Genomic DNA, 15,503 nt, shown 5'->3' with positions numbered 1-15,503 from the left:
CTGCAGATCGGCCCGGGTCACCAGACGAGGATGTCGAGCAGTCTCACGTCGGTCAGCTGAGTCATGTCGCGCACGCGCTTCTGGGCATCCGGGTCGCTGTGCTCGTACTTCGTCATGGCCTCGCGCAGCTCGCCGATTGCACCGGACGTGCGGGAGGCGACGAGGTCATCGCGCACGGCCAGCCACCGGTGCTCGCTGTCCCACAGCTCTGGGAAGCGTGACTTGTGGGTTCTGGCAGCGTCGCGGTACGACTTCCAGAGACGAGAGTCCAGTAGCGGGAATGCGCCTGGGTACTTCACGTGCAGCACCTTGTGGATCTTCGCGAAAGCGATCCCCTTCGGGGAGTTCCCACTGAAGTACCGATACAAGTCAGACATGCCGTCGAAGAGTCCACCTCTGACCTCAGGGTCTGCGTTGGCAAGGTCTGAATCTGCGGGGATCCACGGTGCATCTGCAGCTGTCGTGACGAAGCAGTCGCCCTGGGCGTAGGAGATCCTCGAACTCACGTACCGAGTCCGCTTGATCTCCTCCAGCGAGATCGTGCCGAAGTCACCTCGCGGCGGGTAGTCGAACCTGTCCGGCGTCTTGCGCGGGTACTTCGCGAAACGGGCCAGTGCCTGGGGGACGGCGAACTCTGTGCCCGCGACCGTGAGCGTGACAGGGGTGACCATGGCTCGAACCATAGTGCTCGAGGCATGGGGGTGTTCGAGGGTTGAGCCAGATCGCAGGGAAACTCGGCCTCGCCAAACTGGCGATGGGAGTCGCGCCCTGATCTGACCCGTCCTGCGAGGTCCCCAACTCGCCCACTGCGGCGGCATGATCTCGCGCGCCCACGTTCGCTCGGCGGCCTCCGGCCAGGTGGACGTTCGCGCCCGCATCCTCGGCGGGAAGTACAAGGCGGGGGCGCTCACGCGGAGCGAGGCGGCAGCGAAGATCCTCTCTGTCGCCGTCGACAGTGGTGTCGTCGCGCAGATGTGCCGGCGCCACCATCAGCGGCTTGCTGACGCCTGGGGGAGTGACGAGGTCGGCTCTGCGGTGACGGCGATGCTTGTCCGCTACGCGCTCGGCGACCCGGGTCACGAAGGGCATCTCGATCCCCGCCGATTCTGCGACGGCGGGGCGTCGGCTGCGGGCTGGGTTGGAAAGGTCATCGGTTCGATGCGCACGACCCGCATCCTGCGCGAGATGTCGATCGAGACTCGTGAACTGGCTGTCCCGCTGGTGCTCGAGAGGGCCGCGGTCGCCAGTGCGGAGGACGAGGTGTTGGTTGCGTCGGTCCCGGTTGTCGAAGACGCGACACGGGGCATGCCGGCGACCAGCGCCACGATCCGCGTCGTGCACGCGTCCGCTCTTCATCAGCTCCTCGGACTGCCGGCGCTCCGGCCCTGGGATCTGACCTGCGAGCAGTCGGATTGGCTACGGAAGGTGCTGCAGTGTCGCCCCGAGGAGCTGCGCCGCGTTCTCGCCGGGGACATCGCCGGGGTGGATCCGTCGCTTCACGAGTCGATCCGGGTGTTGTGGGCCGGCTGGGGCCGGGATGACGTGTCCGCGATGCTCGCCCTCTCCACGCCCGACCGCGACATTCCACGAGTGTTGGCCAGCGCAGCGCTCCGTCGCCTGCCGCGCCCGACCATCCATTCCCGAGTGCTCGAGCGGCTCCGCGCACGCGCCCGAGACGGGGTTCCGAAGGCGGCGGCCATTGCGGTAAGCGGAGTGTTCGAGGCGTTCCTCGACTCCCGGGTGGAGGTCTATACGGACTTCGACCGGATCCGCCGGCGGCCGACCGGAGCCGAGACTGCGCGCCGTGACGCCGCGCGAGCTGAACTCCCGGCTCTGCTGCACGAGGCCGCGCAGCAGCTTGGGGTCGCCGACCTGGATTTGTTGTCGGGGCTGATCGCACTGTTCATCGACCCGCTGCCCGTGGCTGACCCGGTCTACTTCACCCCGACCTCATGGAGGTTTCCCGCATGAACACCACGACCGAGACCTCGACCCGGCGTACCGGATTGCTCGCGGCGACCGTGCGCGACTACGTGCTGCCCTTCGGCGCCTGCGCCTCCGTGGCTGGCCTGTGGCTCATCGTCATCTCGACGATCACCGCAGCGACAGGAAGCACTCTCCTCGTCCTCGCCCTCGTGGTCCTGCCCGGCGCCGTGATCATGGGTGTCTCGGCCCGGGAACGCGGGCGCTGGTTCGAGTACGTGCTGGTGTGGATCGGGTTCTTCACCGCCGTACCCCTGTATGGGGTCGTCCTGCTGATCGGCGGCTACGGGATCGTCCTGGCGCGGGCGTGGCGCCGCCGGCGGCCTCGAATCACTGAGGACCCTGAGGGCTGAGGTGCGGTTCGCGGCCCTCGTCGGCGACCGACACCGTCCCCGTCTCGAACTCATCGTGCCCACCGGGGGACACCTTGCCGCGCAACTGGGGGCCCTGGCCGGGATCGACGTCGAGGAAGTCTCCGGCCGGTGCACCGTGAAGGCCCCGACGATCCGGACGCTCGAGACACTGGCGGAGCTGGGGATCGTCGTGGATGCCTTCGAGTTCCCCGAGACGCTCGCGTCCCTGCAGGATCCGCTCGTCGAGGCGGCCGAGGAGGGGACGGTGCGGGTGTTCCTGCGCCTCGCGGAGCGTGCCGATGTCGCCTACGAGCTCGGCGACGACGCCACCTTCGATACTGAGCTGGGCGCCTTCGTGGCACCGGCGTCGGCCGTCGCGGACTGGCCCGAACACCTACTGCCCGAGGCCCTGATTGACCCTGTCACGGACCAGCACACCAAGTGCCATGGCGGTGCGCAGACCGCGCTCGACGTCGCCACCACCGGGCAGATCGAGGACCCGCAGACCGTTGCCGACGCCGTGCATAACCTCGCCGGAGCACCTGGCACCGATGGCTATGAGCGGGAGATCGAGTTGCTCACCGCCGCGTACGGGGATGTCCCCGACTGGTTCGGCATGACCCCGTACCCGTACCAGCGGATCGGGGCCCTCTGCGTCGCCGCTGGTCGCAGGCTCCTCGCCGACGTGCCGGGGCTCGGGAAGTCCGTCCAAGCCATCCTCGCCAGCGTCCTCCTCGACGCGAAGCGTTGGATCATCGTCACCCCGCCCGTCGCGCAGACGAACTGGGCGAGCGAGATCCAGCGCTGCCACGTCCCCGAGCACCTCGACGACGCGCCGATCGTCCTCATCCGTCCCGGCCGCAAGGTCCCCGACCTCCCCGCCACAGGGATCGTGATCGTCACCGACTCCCTCCTCGCCGCCCCCACCAGACGTCCCCTGCTCGAGAACCTGAAAGCGTGGGGCGCGGACGTCCTCATCTACGACGAAGGGCATCGCGCGAAGAACTGGCACTCCGGCCGGGCCAAGGTCATGCGGGAGCTCGCCACCACCGCCACTGACCGCATGGTCCTCACCGGCACCCCCGTCATGTCGAACCCCGCCGACCTGCCCTCCCTGCTCGCCATCACCGGCCAGCTCCAGCCCGTATTCGGCTCCCGCACAGCGTTCATGAACCGGTACACCCGCACCTACGAGATCCCCGTCGGCTGCCAGACCATCGAGAAGATCGTCCCCAACAAGAAGCTGCTGCCCGAGCTGGGACGGATCCTCCCCGAGCAGGTGTGGGTGCGGCGCACGAAGGACCAGGTGCTCCCGGACCTGCCCGAGAAGCAGTACTCGACGATGATCGTCGACGTCCCCACCACCGAATACCGGACCGCCACCCGCGACGTCCAAGCAAAGATCACCGCCTACCTGCGGGAACGGTCCCGGGAGCTGGGGGAGGCACCGTCCGAGGCGGAGGTGCGGGCTTGGTGCTCGGACCAGATGGGCTGCGTGTCGCTGCTGCGCCGCGCCGCCGGCCTCGCGAAGATCCCCGCCGCCGCCGAATACATCGCCGACTGGGTCGACTCCACCACCCACCACGACGGCGAGACGACGGTGTTCGAGCGGCCGCTGATCGTCTGGGGCATCCACCAAACCGTCATGAACGGCCTCGATGCGCATCTCGACCAGCTCGGCGTCCCCCACGCCGTCATCAACGGCAGCACCTCCCTCACCCAGCGGGACCGGATCACGCGCGACTACCAGGACGGGAAGATCGCCGTGATCCTCGCGAACATAGTCGCCGCCGGAGTCGCAATCACCCTCACCCGCGGATCCGACGCCCTCTTCGTCGAAACCGAATGGCTGCCCGACCTCGTCTCCCAAGCCGTCGACCGCCAACACCGCATCGGCCAGAAGCGCACCGTCACCATCACCACCATGGTCGCGCCCGGCACCCTCGACCATACGATCCAGAAGGTCCAACGCACGAACATCGACGTCCTCGATCAGCTCGTCGGCGGCACCGGCCACCACGTCGCCGTCGAAGAAGACGACATGAGCTCGCTCGCGATCGGAGACGTGATGTGGGAGCTTGCCGAACCGCTCTGGCTCAATATGAGATCTGAAGCCCCGCGGGAGGCCATGCGGTGAGAGACTCATTTGCATGACCGCACTTGCCTTCTTTCAAGCCATGCAACAGGCGATGGACGACCAAGCTGCTGACGTGTGGAACATGGTTGAGTACTCGCGTGATTCCGGGTACCGACTTCGCCTGGGAGAAGTGACTGTTACGGAACTAAACTTCTATCGACTCAGGCATTTCTGGACGAAGGGCGTGTATCTCCGAACGAACGAGCCGGATGAATATTCGACTGGTGCTGATTGGGAATGGCTTATCGGTCACGAAAACGAATGGCTCCAGATTCGTGTCCAGGCGAAGATCGTCAATAAGGCTGGGGCCTTTTCCGAGCTGGGGCATGGACCGATTGGTGCGAAGGGGCAACAGATGGACCGGCTTATAGATCCGCCTGACGACGATGTGGTATGTCGATGGATGCCCCTGTATGTGTTCTATACGGCAACGCCACCATCGGGCCGCGCGGGGCAAGGGGCCGGCCCCATTGATGCCCGGACAGGGTGTAGTGTAAAGCCGGCGCGATGGGTACGAAATGTTTACGGTCCCCATCGCGGGCGAGCGACCCTTGCCGCGAGGGTGCATCTCGCGGATAGTGTCCCTTGGTCGGATGTGTTCACCGGGTTGGTGACTAGATTGCAGGCGGGCCAGACTCTGTCGGCGATTGTGAACAGTCTGTCCAATCAAGTCCTTCCTGACAATATACGGACGGTTCACGATTTCTGGGATCCGACGGTGTCCAATGGGCATTGTGTAGGGAGCCTGCCGGATTATGTGCGGGCGATTATCGAACGGCGGGGTGATCATTTTGACGACGCTCCGCTCGCGGAACTTCAGGTTGAAGTTCCTAGGTTGATCACAGAGGACTCGTCCCCAGTTCGTGCTGGCGAGCGTATAGGCGAGAGGGGTACTCCTGGACGGTGGCCCAAAAATATAGGAAATGGCGATGCTGCCGAGATTCCATCACGAAAGCTATTGCTTGACCGCCCGCCAGGTAAGACGAAGGTCGCGTCATTGCCAAATTTTGTGTCGGTAATTGATATTGACGATTTGCCGGCAGTTCGAACTGGCGCGCCGGAAGGTAGTCCCGAGGCTGAGTAGAATGGTATCCCATTGGCATTATTTGAAGGATTGAGGTACCTCGGCAGCAGAATCTGATCTCCACGAGCACGAGAGCCCGTCTCGCTGAATCGCTCTTGAGCGGTCCTGCCAGCATGATCCATCGCCCACTGCCAGGGCATGAGGACGAATGCTGAGAAGGGCCGGGCCCGCCACCGCGACATCGTCACGCGCTATCAGCGCAACGAACCCGCCTGCCCCGCAGCACACCGAGCCCCGAACGCGCTCGTCGTGCTGGTGCATCCCGAGCCGGAAGCGATCCGATTCAAGGAGATCGAGCAGGAGCGCGTCCATGACCGGGAGACGCTGCTCGGGGCATGCCAGCGTGTGTTCGACCTGCAGGCCCGGGCGTGGGCGTACTCGAGTCGGCACCGGGCGGATCTGATCCAGGACTCGTGTGTGATCGCCATGTCGAAGATCGTCCGCGCCGAAGCGGAGTGTCCGGGAGCGGAGGCTCTCGTTCCGGAGGGGCTGGTGTACAACATCGTGCGTGGCGCGATGCGGCACCGCTCCGAAGGGGACGGCCGGTACATGGAGACCGAGTCCGGGCAGGGGCGCGAGATCCTCATGGGCAAGTGGGAAGACCACGTGAAGTCCGGCGGGACCGAGTCGATCAAGCTGTTCGAGGAGCTCGCCGACCAGGTCAGATCCGCGTTCCCGATCGGTCGCCGACCCACCCGCGGATACCACTGGGGTCGTATCGAGCTCGCCCACGAGTACATCCTCGAGATCGCGGAACGCCAGGCCCGTCGGGGTGAGGATCCGGATCCGACGGCCGCAGCCGCGTTCGCCCGCGACCCGGAGACCTGCCCGATAGACCTCACCGTCGCGGTCGCGCGCCTGGTCGAGCAGCGTGCCGCTCGCGGTCAGTCCATCGGTGAGCTGATCACGTTCGCGTACCGGCTTCCGTCCCCGCGCGGCCGGGCAGCACTCGACCGTGCCCGGGCAGTCGCAGCCCACATCCTCGAGGCACACGGCGGGCACCTCGACGCCCACGCCGCGGCAGCCCTGTGGCGGGACCGCTGCTGGTCACCGCTCGAGGACGTGTTCGCGATCCGCACCATCGACGACCGCGATCTGGTGCTGACCGTGATCGAGCGGCTCGACGCCGAACAGGCCGACGCATTCCTCCGCTCCCTGCTCGATGACCTCACCGCCGGGGTCACGTACCGGCGCCGGGGCGCGGCTGCCGCGTGAGAGGTGCCGTCCCGCCCACATGACAGGGGAAAGACCCGGCCAGGACCAGTGGATGGAGGCACGACCGTGACGATCGCCAAGAACAGCTCTGAGGCCGTCCGCAAGAAGGACACGGGGGAGTCCGGCAACGGCGGCCAGTTCGGCACCCATACTCGCAGCGACGCCGATATCCGTGTGCACACCACGGATCCGGTCGAGGGGATGCGGGCTCAGGGCCGGTCCGGCCAGATCATCGCAGCCCTGTGCGAGGAGATCGACGAGGAGCGGGACGGGTACGCGGGGGCACTCGAAGTTCCCGCGATCGACGGGAGGCGCGAGTACTACCTGCGGCCCGACGGGACGGACAAGATCCACGCCGAATACCTGCAGAACCAGCAGCACAACAACGGCGCCCTGTCCCAGGCCACGTTCGACCTGAGCACAGGCAAGGCCACCTTCACCTACGACTACGAGGAGACCTACCCGGGCATCGGGAACGAGGGCACGATCGAGGCCGATCTCGACCTCGACGGGGACCCCGCGAAGATCTCCGATGCCCTCCGCGAGTACTCCGTCGACGACGGGGCAGTGGAGGACCAAATCAAGGAGTCCTTCGAGGATCCCCACGAAGCGGCCCGGGACGCGTACCTCCGCGGCATCGGCGTGCGCCGCAACCACTACACCCTTCAGCGCCGGGCGCTGGACTGGTGACCAGCCCGGACACGGCTTGATCGCAGGTCCGGCTCGGCCCCGCGCACTGCAAGGGGGTATGAGCCCTCATCCCGTGCACATCGGCGACAACCTCGACATCCTCCCCACCCTGACCGGGCCATTCGACCTGATCTACCTCGACCCGCCGTACAACACCGGCGGCCGCGTCGTCACCGGTTACATGGACCGGTTCGAGGACTGGACCGGGTTCATGGCACCCCGCCTCGCCGAGCTGCCGCGGCTCCTCGCCGAGACCGGCATCGTGATCGCATCGATCGATGACCGGGAGATCCACCACCTCCGCATCCTCCTCGACGAGACGTTCGGCGCCGAGAACCATGTGGGGACGGTCGTGTGGGACGGGTCGACCATCAACTCCTCGAAACTCCTCAGCGTCTCGCACGACTACCTCGTCATCTACGCGAAGAACCACGCCAAGCTGAAGGCCTCCGGGACGACCTGGCGGCAACCCCGAGCCGACGCACAGGAGCTGCTCGACGCCGCAGAGTCCGCGTGGCGGGCCGCATCCGGTGACAGGACGTTGGCGCAGCAGCGGTTCCGGGCCTGGCTCGCACCCAGGCGCACCAGCCTGCCGCGGGGGCTGACGGAGTACGACCGCATCGACGAGACTGGCACCCTCTACCGGGTCAGCGACCCCGGTGCCCCATCCGTCCAGGCAAGCAGGTCCTTCCGCGAGCTCACCCACCCAGTGACGGGGGAGGCGTGTCCGGTGCCGAAGCGGGGATGGAGGATGAACGACGCCTCGATGGACCGCATGCTCGCTGCCGGGTTGATCGAGTTCGGCCCCGACCACACCACCCAACCGAAGCTGAAACGGCGCCTCGCCGACAACGCGACCGCCGTGCCCCGGTCCGTGTTCCGGCAAGAGCGCGAAGGAGCCCGACACCTCGCGAGCATCGACGGGGTCGGAGAGTTCCCGTTCCCGAAGGACCACGCGGTGCTAGCCCGCTGGTTCGACACTGTCACCGGCCCGGACGCACGGATCCTGGACCCGTTCCTCGGCTCCGGCACCAGCATCGAAGTCGCGATGGCGCTCAACGCGGCCGACGGCGGGACCCGGACCGTCACTGGGATCGCCCTCGACGAGGCCGGGATCGTCCAGAACGTGCTGGTCCCGCGCCTACGCCACTGCGAACGGGCGTATGGCGAGCAGGTGATGCTGTCCTGCGAGGTCGGGGAGGCGCCCACTGCGGCGGCATGAGCGACGCCCCGACGAACGACGCCGTGTTCTCCATGAACGCGGCCCTGAACTCCGCCCTCCTCACGCTGAACGCCGGACACATCGACACCACGCCCGGCCTAGACCGTGAAGGGGCCTACTTGTACGCGCGCGGACTCCGCCACGAAGTCCTCGCCAACAACCGCGCCATCTCCGAACCCTTCGCCCCCTACCTGATCGCCGGACTCGTTTTCGCCGGACTCGAATCCCGCCACGTGACCCACCACCCGCAGGAGCTCCTCGCCGCGATCGAGTTCGTGTGCCTCGAAGACTCTTCCTCCTGGGACCCGCGCCCGCTCTACTCGCGGATCCTGCGCCGCATGACCGACACCGACGTCACCCACGCCCTCGTCCTCGTCTGCGCGGGCATGCTGTCCGGGGTCGCCGACGCCGTCCGCACCACCCCCGAAGACCGTGCCCGCGAACACCGGTGGGCGTTCAGCGAAGGCATGGTCACCAGCATCGACTGGGACGCCCTGCTGAACCGGCGGCAGCCATGACCGGGTTCACCATCCAGTGGTCCCTCGACGAGCACCTCACCGCCAGGGCCCGCGCCGTCCAGCACGCGCTGATCATCCTGCAGGCCACGAAGACCGCCACCTGGGACGACCTCGCCGACCAGCTGCGCAGCGACCCGTCCCAGGCCGCCGAGATCCGCGCCGGCATCAACCTCCCCCTCGAAGACCTCGCCAACCTCGACGCGCACGAACAGACCCTCCGCGGCCTCCGCCGCCGCACCGGCACCCGCGCCGCCATCATCACCACCATCCTCGAATGCGGCACCTGCCAGCGCTGGGCCTACATCGCCGGCGGCAGCGTTCCCAAGAACTGTCCCTGGACCCTCCACTGCACAGGTTCGGTCACGAAGATCGGCCCACCCGACGCAGTCCTGCAGGTCCGCACCTGATCGCTTCTTGGTGAAGACGCCGCCCACTACCCCTCGTGACGGCACACGAGTGGGAGGGCGCGATGAGCAGCACCACGAACGACGCACGGACCCGGCCGGCGACGGCGCGGAAGGTGCCCGGTCACGTAGGGACCATCCGCAAAAAGGACACGGGGGAGCGAGGCAACGGCGGCCAGTTCGGCACCGTCCCGCGCGACGACGCTGACATCCACATCCCCGGTGACGAGCCCGAGATCAGGTACCTCACCGTCGGCTGGTACAACGAGAAGCTCGGCGACCACTTCGACGCGTCCGCCCTGCTTACCCGTGCCGAGGTCGACGCGAACCGGGAACTCCTCGACGAAGACGCCGTGTTCGAGCGGATCCGGCAGGACGCTGAGAAGCTGTGCCGGCGCCGCGGCGCGATCGAGCACACCGACGACGTCATCGGCGACACTGCCTACGACATCATCAAGCGGATCCGCGACAGCGAAGACCGCGACCACGGCATCCGGGCCGTCGCCACCGCCGCACTGGTGCGCCGCATCGTGCACGGTCACCTCAACCACCGGCTCAGCTCCGGCGAAGTCGAACGGTCCGAAGTCCGCACCGGACAAGCTCGACTGGCGCGGAGGATCGCGCAGGTGCAGCAGGAGAAGGGGCGCGAGCTCTCCGGTCGGGAGATCGACCATCTCGCCGACGAGGTCCGTGCCGGCTTCCAGCCGAACAACCGGCCCCCGGAGGGCTTCCACATCAACCGCAAGTCCCGGCACGTCCCCATCGACGCCCACGAGAACCCAGGCAACCTCCTCTCCATCCCCGCCGACGAGACCGTGCTTGACGAGACGCGGCGGGATCCGTTCCCCGAGGCAGTCGACCGGACGAAGATGGACGCTGCCGAGATGCTCTACTTCGTCCAGCACCGCGACCAGGCACCGGTCCCGATCCATTCCCGCAGCACCGGCTCCACGATCTACAACACGATCGCCCAGTCGATGCGCGTCCCACCCGCGAAACCCGACTCGATCTCCCACCGCCAAGCCCTCTCGGCCGGACGGACTGTCCGTGACCATGAGCGTGGCGTCCAGGGGGTGTGCGCGGACTATCTGGACGGGATCCGCGACGAACGCACCGAAGCCTTGTTCCTCCCGTTCGGGGAGATCGACGAGGAGCGGCGTGAAGCGTTCGCGACCCGATTCGAGAACAACGCCTACGCCGACGACATGTGGGGCTCGGCCCTGAAGTGCGCCGACCCGCAGCTGAAGAACGTCGACTTCCCCACCCAGCTCGCACAGCCCGCCTGAACCTGCCCCGGCGACGAGTACGGAGATCGCCGCCCACTTGCCGGACCGAACGGGCACCCCGCCCGCACCACCGATTCGTGAAGGAGGCAGCGGGAGACCGCGACTCGTATGGATGCAAGCTCCGTCGACCTCAGCGGCGCCTGGTCGCAGATCTGGGGACGGATCGCCCCCGAACTCGAGGGCTTCGACCTGTTCCTCATCTTCCTCGCCATCGCGATCGCCGTCGTGGTCATCGTCAAGTACGTCTACGAGAGCCGCCGCAAGGGAGGAGGCGACGCCCGGGCACTCACCGTAGGGCTCGTGATCGCTGCACTGTGCGCGGCACCCGGCGTGATCATCCCGCTGCTGCTGCTCATCGCCGACGGACTGATCGCGATCGTCCTCGCCATCATCGGCCTCATCGACATGTAGCCGGACCAGACCGGGACGGGAACCGATGAGAGGAGGCACGGGTGAGCGAGGGAACGAACACGGGCCGTGAGGTGTACCTGTACAACCTCACCGACATGACGGGGAAGGCCGCGCAGGCTGAGCGCAGGTCCGTGCACTTCACGCTCGAGATGCGGCGCGGGACCCTGATCGCGAACATGCTCGCCGTTGCCACGTCGGCGCTGGTCATGTTCGTCGCGTTCCCGATCGTGCGGGTGCTGCCGTTGATCCCGTTCTGGGCCGTCGTGATCCCCGGGAGCATCGCGTACGTCGGGGTGCTCGCCGTGACCCTGCTTCGGCAGCGGCGGGGGCTGCGCCTGTCGCAGTGGCGGGCGTTCTACGACAAGAAGCGCGCGCAGACCGGTGTGTTCATCCAGTGCGGCGCCATCGTCGACCCTCTCTCCTCCACGGCCATGCTCATCACCGCCTCCAGCACGGTCAACAATGCCCGGCCCGACTGGGATACCGACCTGACCCTCGACGAGGTGACCGCCTGATGCCCAGGATGACGAACCGGATGCGGGCGTGGGTGCGGATCCTCGCCCCGATGGCCCTCATGATCGGAGCCTTCGGGCTGCTGTTCTCGCCCGCCTACGGCGCCGACCTCACCGGGCCCGGGGAGACGATCACGACCGCACCGCAGGCCGCACTGCTCCACGCCGCCGGCGTCCAGCCCGCAGTGGTGGACCGCGGCGGGGTCTCGAATCCGATGCCCGCCTGCGCGAGCGTCGGTAGGGGAGAGGACCCGATCAAGTGTCTGCCCATCGTGCGGTGGGCGAGCTCCATGAAGCTCGGCGACAGCGTCGAGTTCAACGTGACCCAGCCGCTGCGCAGCATCGAAGTCAACATGATCGAGAAGACCAGCTTCACGACCATCCTCGAGTTCGGGAACTTCCTCTGGCTCGCCGCGGCACTCCTCGTCAACGCCGTCACCAACTTCGAAGTCAACGCACTCCTCGCCAAGCCGCTGAACGACTTCGCCGCCACCTTCGGGTCCTCGATCATCGACTCCGGGGCGATCTTCCTGATCCTCACCGTGGGCGTCGTGACCCTGGTCCTCGGCGCGATGCGCGGCCGCTTCGGGGCCCGGCGCCTCGCCATGATGATCGCCAGCCTCGGCATCTTCACCGCCATGGACATGGGATCGATGAACGACCGCGGAGAAGGCACCTCCTATGACCCGGGTACGTTCTCGCCCGCGTGGATGGTTCAGGAACTCTCCGGCGCGTTCACGAAGGCGTCCGACGCGATCGCCGCCCCGATCTCGAACCGCTCCTCCCAAGCGTCCACCGTGTTCAGCGACGAGGCGAAGAGCGACCCGACGTCGTGCAAGTCCTACATCGATGCCCTGCACTCCCAGTACACCGGCTACTACGACGACATCGGCCAGACAGCACCCGCAGCGCTCGACGTCATGTCCCGCTGGTGGGAAGAGACCGCCTACCGGGCCTACGCGACGATCCAGTACGGCGACCAGTCCAGCCGCGGCGCCGACTATGCCGCCTGCCAGCAGCTCGAAACCAACACCAACATCGCCCCCGGCGACCGGGTCGACATACTGGCCGGCGCCTACGCCAGTGGTGACACCGACTATTCCGCTGCCGTCCCTCCGGTCGGATCGCCGATGCTGAACGGTGGGTTCACCAACGACGACCGCACAGCCCGCCAGAACCAGGCCTGGGGACTCTGCCAGGCAAGCCCCGACGGCACCTACACGCTCCGCTCCGACCTGCCCGCTGATGGGATCGAGGGCGGGAAGATCGGCGGACCCCTCACGCCCGAGGCCTGCACCCAGATCTTCACCGGCGAGGGCGTGAACAACGAGACCGGGATCGTGTTCGCCCTCCCGTTCGCCGACACCGTCTCCCCGGACGTCACCGTCAAGCAAGTCAAGGACATCCAGTTCGCCGTCGTCGGCGACGCCGGTCTCCTCTCCAACCCCGAGAACGGGCTCGCCGAACACGCTGAGGCGTACTCCTACGTCTCCAACACCGCCGGCACCATCCGCACCTCCACGACCCTTGTCGCCATCACCTACGCGATCAGCGCCCTCATCGGATCCCTCGCGATGGCGTTCCTCGCCGCAGCCCTGTTCATCATGAAGCTGCTCTCCCACGTTATGGCGTTCTTCCTCATCATCGCGGCCCTCGCCGGCGTCATCTCCCAAGGCTTCGGCTCCGCCGCCAGCTTCTTCAAGGGCTGGATCGGGTACACCGCCATCACGTCCGTCACGACCCTGCTGTTCGCCATCGTCCTGCTGATCGCCATGGCCCTCATCCGCGCCGGCGACGCCGTCCTCGGCGGCTGGGCCACCGCCATGATGCTCTGGATCGGCGCCTGCCCCGCGCTAGCGATCTTCGTCCTGAACTGGATGTTCAAGAAGCTGTTCCGCACCCGCAGTCCGTTCACGATCCGTGGCATGCAGGCCATGGCCGGGAACCCCCTCGCCGTCGCAGGGGCCGTCGGCGGCGGGGGAGCACTCACCAAGAACCTCCTCGAGCAGGGGCGGCGGAAGCTCACCGGCGCTGCCATGGACACCGCGAAGGGCCGACTCCTCGGCCGCAAGGACACCGCGAACTCAAAGTCCGCCGCGGCCAATGAGGAGCTCGTCGGTGACGCCACGAACACGCCTCAGGTCGAAGCCGACACGTCGAAGCAGAACGCGATCACGAGCGGCACCGAGGGAGCCAAGGGAACCGCCACCGACGGGGCGAAGGACTCCGAGGACACGCCAGAGGTGGAGGGCGAGGGCGAGAACGCAGAGAAGGTCGCCGGGGGAAAGAAGACCTCGGTCGCTGGGGATCAGGTAGGGAAGCACGAGCACCCTGGGGTTGAGGTCAAGGGCGAAGTCGACGACGCGAGCCTGGTAGCGGATTCGATTGTCGGCCCCGATTCCGCACCCGACGCTCGTACCTCGTTTGGTACACGTCTGGAGGCGTTCGCCACCGAGGGTCGACACGATGGCCAACTCGATGGCGCCGTCGAACGTGCGGCTGGGGTGGTCACTGCCGCCGGGACCGGTGCGACTTCTCTGGGTCGGCATGCCCGACTTGCGCTGCATCGTGTCCGATCGGTCCCGGAAAACGTGCGTCGGCAGATCAGTGGCGGCGCCGGGATGCTTCAGAAGAAGTGGGCTGATGGGAAGGCCACCCGCAGCGCGATCTGGAACAACAAGGCCCTGACCGCCCAGTACCTCGCCACTCGCGGTGTCGGCGCGGCCACCAAGGTCGTCGGCACCGCAGGAACCAAGCTCGCCGCAGCCGTCACGAATCCCGCCACGTACAAGGCCGCGGTGAAGGGCGCCGCCCTGTACGGGGGACTCGCACTAGCCTCCGGCGGACTGGCCGTCCCTGCCGCGGTGATGGGCGGGCGGGCGCTGTTGAAGCACCGTCGGAACCTCGCCCACGGCGCCGCAACCGCAGTCGGCACCGGCGCCGCGGCACTGACGGGCCTGGCGAAGACTGCCTACCGTGCCGGGATCCCCGAGATGTCGACCACCGATCGGCAAGAGGTCGTGGAATCGATGGAGCTCGACTCTCGGATCCGCGCCGATCAGTCCGAGAACACCCGTGCCCCTATTACGGAACTCGCCCACGGACTCCCGATCGTCCAGGAACGTCAGCTCGCTGCGGAGCTGCGTGACGCGAACGAGTCGTTCGATGCGTTCGAAGCCGAGAACGGCCGCACCCCGGACCTGACCGAGCGTGCAGCGATGGTCGACGGGCTGCCGTTCTTCGCGTCGATGAACGATGATGCCCAGCTTCGGGCCCTCTTCGAGGAGAGGGTCGCTGCTGAGTCCGCGCAGGCTCAGGGGATCTTCGACGCTCACGCCGCAGAGGATGGAGCGGAGATCGGGCCGGAGCGGATGCGCGCGCTGACCAAGGATCTGCCGTTCTACGCCCAGTCCATCCGGGGGCTGGACCCGCGTCAGGGCACCCTCCAGCTCACTGGTGCCGGCAATGCGTCCGCACTCCGTGTTGACGCCGGGAACGAGCTTCGGTCGTACGATCCGCTTGCTGCACGCACCCCGATCGCCGTGCCTGTGGGACAGGAGGCGTTCGACCTCGAGGGGAGCCATGAGCAGCGATGACGGCTCAGCCTCGCACCCCGTCCGGGAGTCCTGAAGGGGGCCGGTTCACGTCCATCTCCCGCTCCGAGGCGCTGTTGGGTGCCACACTCGTG

14 protein-coding genes are annotated in these 15,503 nt (G+C 67.0%); 13 read left to right on the top strand and 1 reads right to left on the bottom strand.

Features of this window, described 5'->3' with window-relative positions; genetic code table 11:
• Window positions 1-17 precede the first annotated feature (17 nt).
• A complete protein-coding gene (locus L3K22_RS02895) occupies window positions 18-671 on the bottom strand; it encodes a hypothetical protein (protein ID WP_263310057.1) in 654 nt (217 codons plus the stop codon).
• A gap of 145 nt (window positions 672-816) precedes the next feature.
• On the opposite strand from L3K22_RS02895, the gene L3K22_RS02890 reads away from it, so the two are divergent.
• The 13 genes from L3K22_RS02890 to L3K22_RS02830 all read left to right on the top strand — a co-directional run bounded on the left by L3K22_RS02890 (window position 817) and on the right by L3K22_RS02830 (window position 15,411).
• The gene (locus L3K22_RS02890) at window positions 817-1,971 is read left to right on the top strand and encodes a hypothetical protein (RefSeq protein ID WP_263310056.1); all 1,155 of its coding nucleotides are present in this window, start codon (window positions 817-819) and stop codon (window positions 1,969-1,971) included.
• Entirely contained in the window at window positions 1,968-2,336 is a 369-nt protein-coding gene (locus L3K22_RS02885; protein ID WP_263310055.1) for a hypothetical protein, read from the top strand. The genes L3K22_RS02890 and L3K22_RS02885 overlap by 4 nt, the downstream gene beginning before the upstream one ends.
• A gap of 55 nt (window positions 2,337-2,391) precedes the next feature.
• Window positions 2,392-4,473 (top strand): DEAD/DEAH box helicase, encoded by a 2,082-nt coding sequence (locus L3K22_RS02880; RefSeq protein ID WP_263310054.1) that lies wholly within the window; start codon window positions 2,392-2,394, stop codon window positions 4,471-4,473.
• A gap of 13 nt (window positions 4,474-4,486) precedes the next feature.
• The gene (locus L3K22_RS02875; RefSeq protein ID WP_263310053.1) at window positions 4,487-5,557 is read left to right on the top strand and encodes a DUF6615 family protein; all 1,071 of its coding nucleotides are present in this window, start codon (window positions 4,487-4,489) and stop codon (window positions 5,555-5,557) included.
• A 138-nt stretch (window positions 5,558-5,695) separates the two neighbouring features.
• Window positions 5,696-6,772 (top strand): hypothetical protein, encoded by a 1,077-nt coding sequence (locus L3K22_RS02870; protein WP_263310052.1) that lies wholly within the window; start codon window positions 5,696-5,698, stop codon window positions 6,770-6,772.
• A gap of 66 nt (window positions 6,773-6,838) precedes the next feature.
• On the top strand, window positions 6,839-7,462 hold the full coding sequence (locus tag L3K22_RS02865) for a hypothetical protein (protein ID WP_263310051.1): 624 nt from the start codon (window positions 6,839-6,841) through the stop codon (window positions 7,460-7,462).
• A gap of 58 nt (window positions 7,463-7,520) precedes the next feature.
• Window positions 7,521-8,684: a site-specific DNA-methyltransferase gene (locus L3K22_RS02860; RefSeq protein ID WP_263310050.1), complete on the top strand. Its 1,164-nt coding sequence runs from the start codon at window positions 7,521-7,523 to the stop codon at window positions 8,682-8,684.
• Window positions 8,681-9,202, top strand: coding sequence for a hypothetical protein (locus L3K22_RS02855; protein WP_263310049.1), 522 nt, complete (start codon window positions 8,681-8,683; stop codon window positions 9,200-9,202). Before L3K22_RS02860 ends, L3K22_RS02855 begins: the two co-directional genes overlap by 4 nt.
• A complete protein-coding gene (locus L3K22_RS02850; RefSeq protein ID WP_263310048.1) occupies window positions 9,199-9,609 on the top strand; it encodes a hypothetical protein in 411 nt (136 codons plus the stop codon). The genes L3K22_RS02855 and L3K22_RS02850 overlap by 4 nt, the downstream gene beginning before the upstream one ends.
• Before the next feature lie 62 nt (window positions 9,610-9,671).
• Window positions 9,672-10,892, top strand: a complete 1,221-nt coding sequence (locus tag L3K22_RS02845) for a hypothetical protein (protein WP_263310047.1) — start codon at window positions 9,672-9,674, stop codon at window positions 10,890-10,892.
• A 108-nt stretch (window positions 10,893-11,000) separates the two neighbouring features.
• Window positions 11,001-11,303, top strand: a complete 303-nt coding sequence (locus L3K22_RS02840; protein WP_263310046.1) for a hypothetical protein — start codon at window positions 11,001-11,003, stop codon at window positions 11,301-11,303.
• Between the two features lie 41 nt (window positions 11,304-11,344).
• Complete coding sequence (locus tag L3K22_RS02835; protein WP_263310045.1) at window positions 11,345-11,818, top strand: hypothetical protein; 474 nt, start codon at window positions 11,345-11,347, stop codon at window positions 11,816-11,818.
• The gene (locus tag L3K22_RS02830; RefSeq protein WP_263310044.1) at window positions 11,818-15,411 is read left to right on the top strand and encodes a Yip1 family protein; all 3,594 of its coding nucleotides are present in this window, start codon (window positions 11,818-11,820) and stop codon (window positions 15,409-15,411) included. Before L3K22_RS02835 ends, L3K22_RS02830 begins: the two co-directional genes overlap by 1 nt.
• Window positions 15,412-15,503: the final 92 nt, after the last annotated feature.

Source organism: Brachybacterium atlanticum (assembly GCF_025669985.1).
Classification (GTDB): Bacteria; Actinomycetota; Actinomycetes; order Actinomycetales; family Dermabacteraceae; genus Brachybacterium; species Brachybacterium conglomeratum.
This window is presented reverse-complemented; position numbering and strand designations above follow the sequence as displayed.

Bases quoted from the DNA above. Each gene is read 5' to 3' on its own strand.
- L3K22_RS02830 (WP_263310044.1), top strand. From the start codon at position 11,818: ATGCCCAGGATGACGAACCGGATGCGGGCGTGGGTGCGGATCCTCGCC.
- L3K22_RS02875 (WP_263310053.1), top strand. From the start codon at position 4,487: ATGACCGCACTTGCCTTCTTTCAAGCCATGCAACAGGCGATGGACGAC.
- L3K22_RS02870 (WP_263310052.1), top strand. From the start codon at position 5,696: ATGAGGACGAATGCTGAGAAGGGCCGGGCCCGCCACCGCGACATCGTC.
- L3K22_RS02850 (WP_263310048.1), top strand. From the start codon at position 9,199: ATGACCGGGTTCACCATCCAGTGGTCCCTCGACGAGCACCTCACCGCC.
- L3K22_RS02845 (WP_263310047.1), top strand. From the start codon at position 9,672: ATGAGCAGCACCACGAACGACGCACGGACCCGGCCGGCGACGGCGCGG.
- L3K22_RS02840 (WP_263310046.1), top strand. From the start codon at position 11,001: ATGGATGCAAGCTCCGTCGACCTCAGCGGCGCCTGGTCGCAGATCTGG.
- L3K22_RS02860 (WP_263310050.1), top strand. From the start codon at position 7,521: ATGAGCCCTCATCCCGTGCACATCGGCGACAACCTCGACATCCTCCCC.
- L3K22_RS02855 (WP_263310049.1), top strand. From the start codon at position 8,681: ATGAGCGACGCCCCGACGAACGACGCCGTGTTCTCCATGAACGCGGCC.
- L3K22_RS02890 (WP_263310056.1), top strand. From the start codon at position 817: ATGATCTCGCGCGCCCACGTTCGCTCGGCGGCCTCCGGCCAGGTGGAC.
- L3K22_RS02885 (WP_263310055.1), top strand. From the start codon at position 1,968: ATGAACACCACGACCGAGACCTCGACCCGGCGTACCGGATTGCTCGCG.
- L3K22_RS02895 (WP_263310057.1), bottom strand. From the start codon at position 671: ATGGTCACCCCTGTCACGCTCACGGTCGCGGGCACAGAGTTCGCCGTC.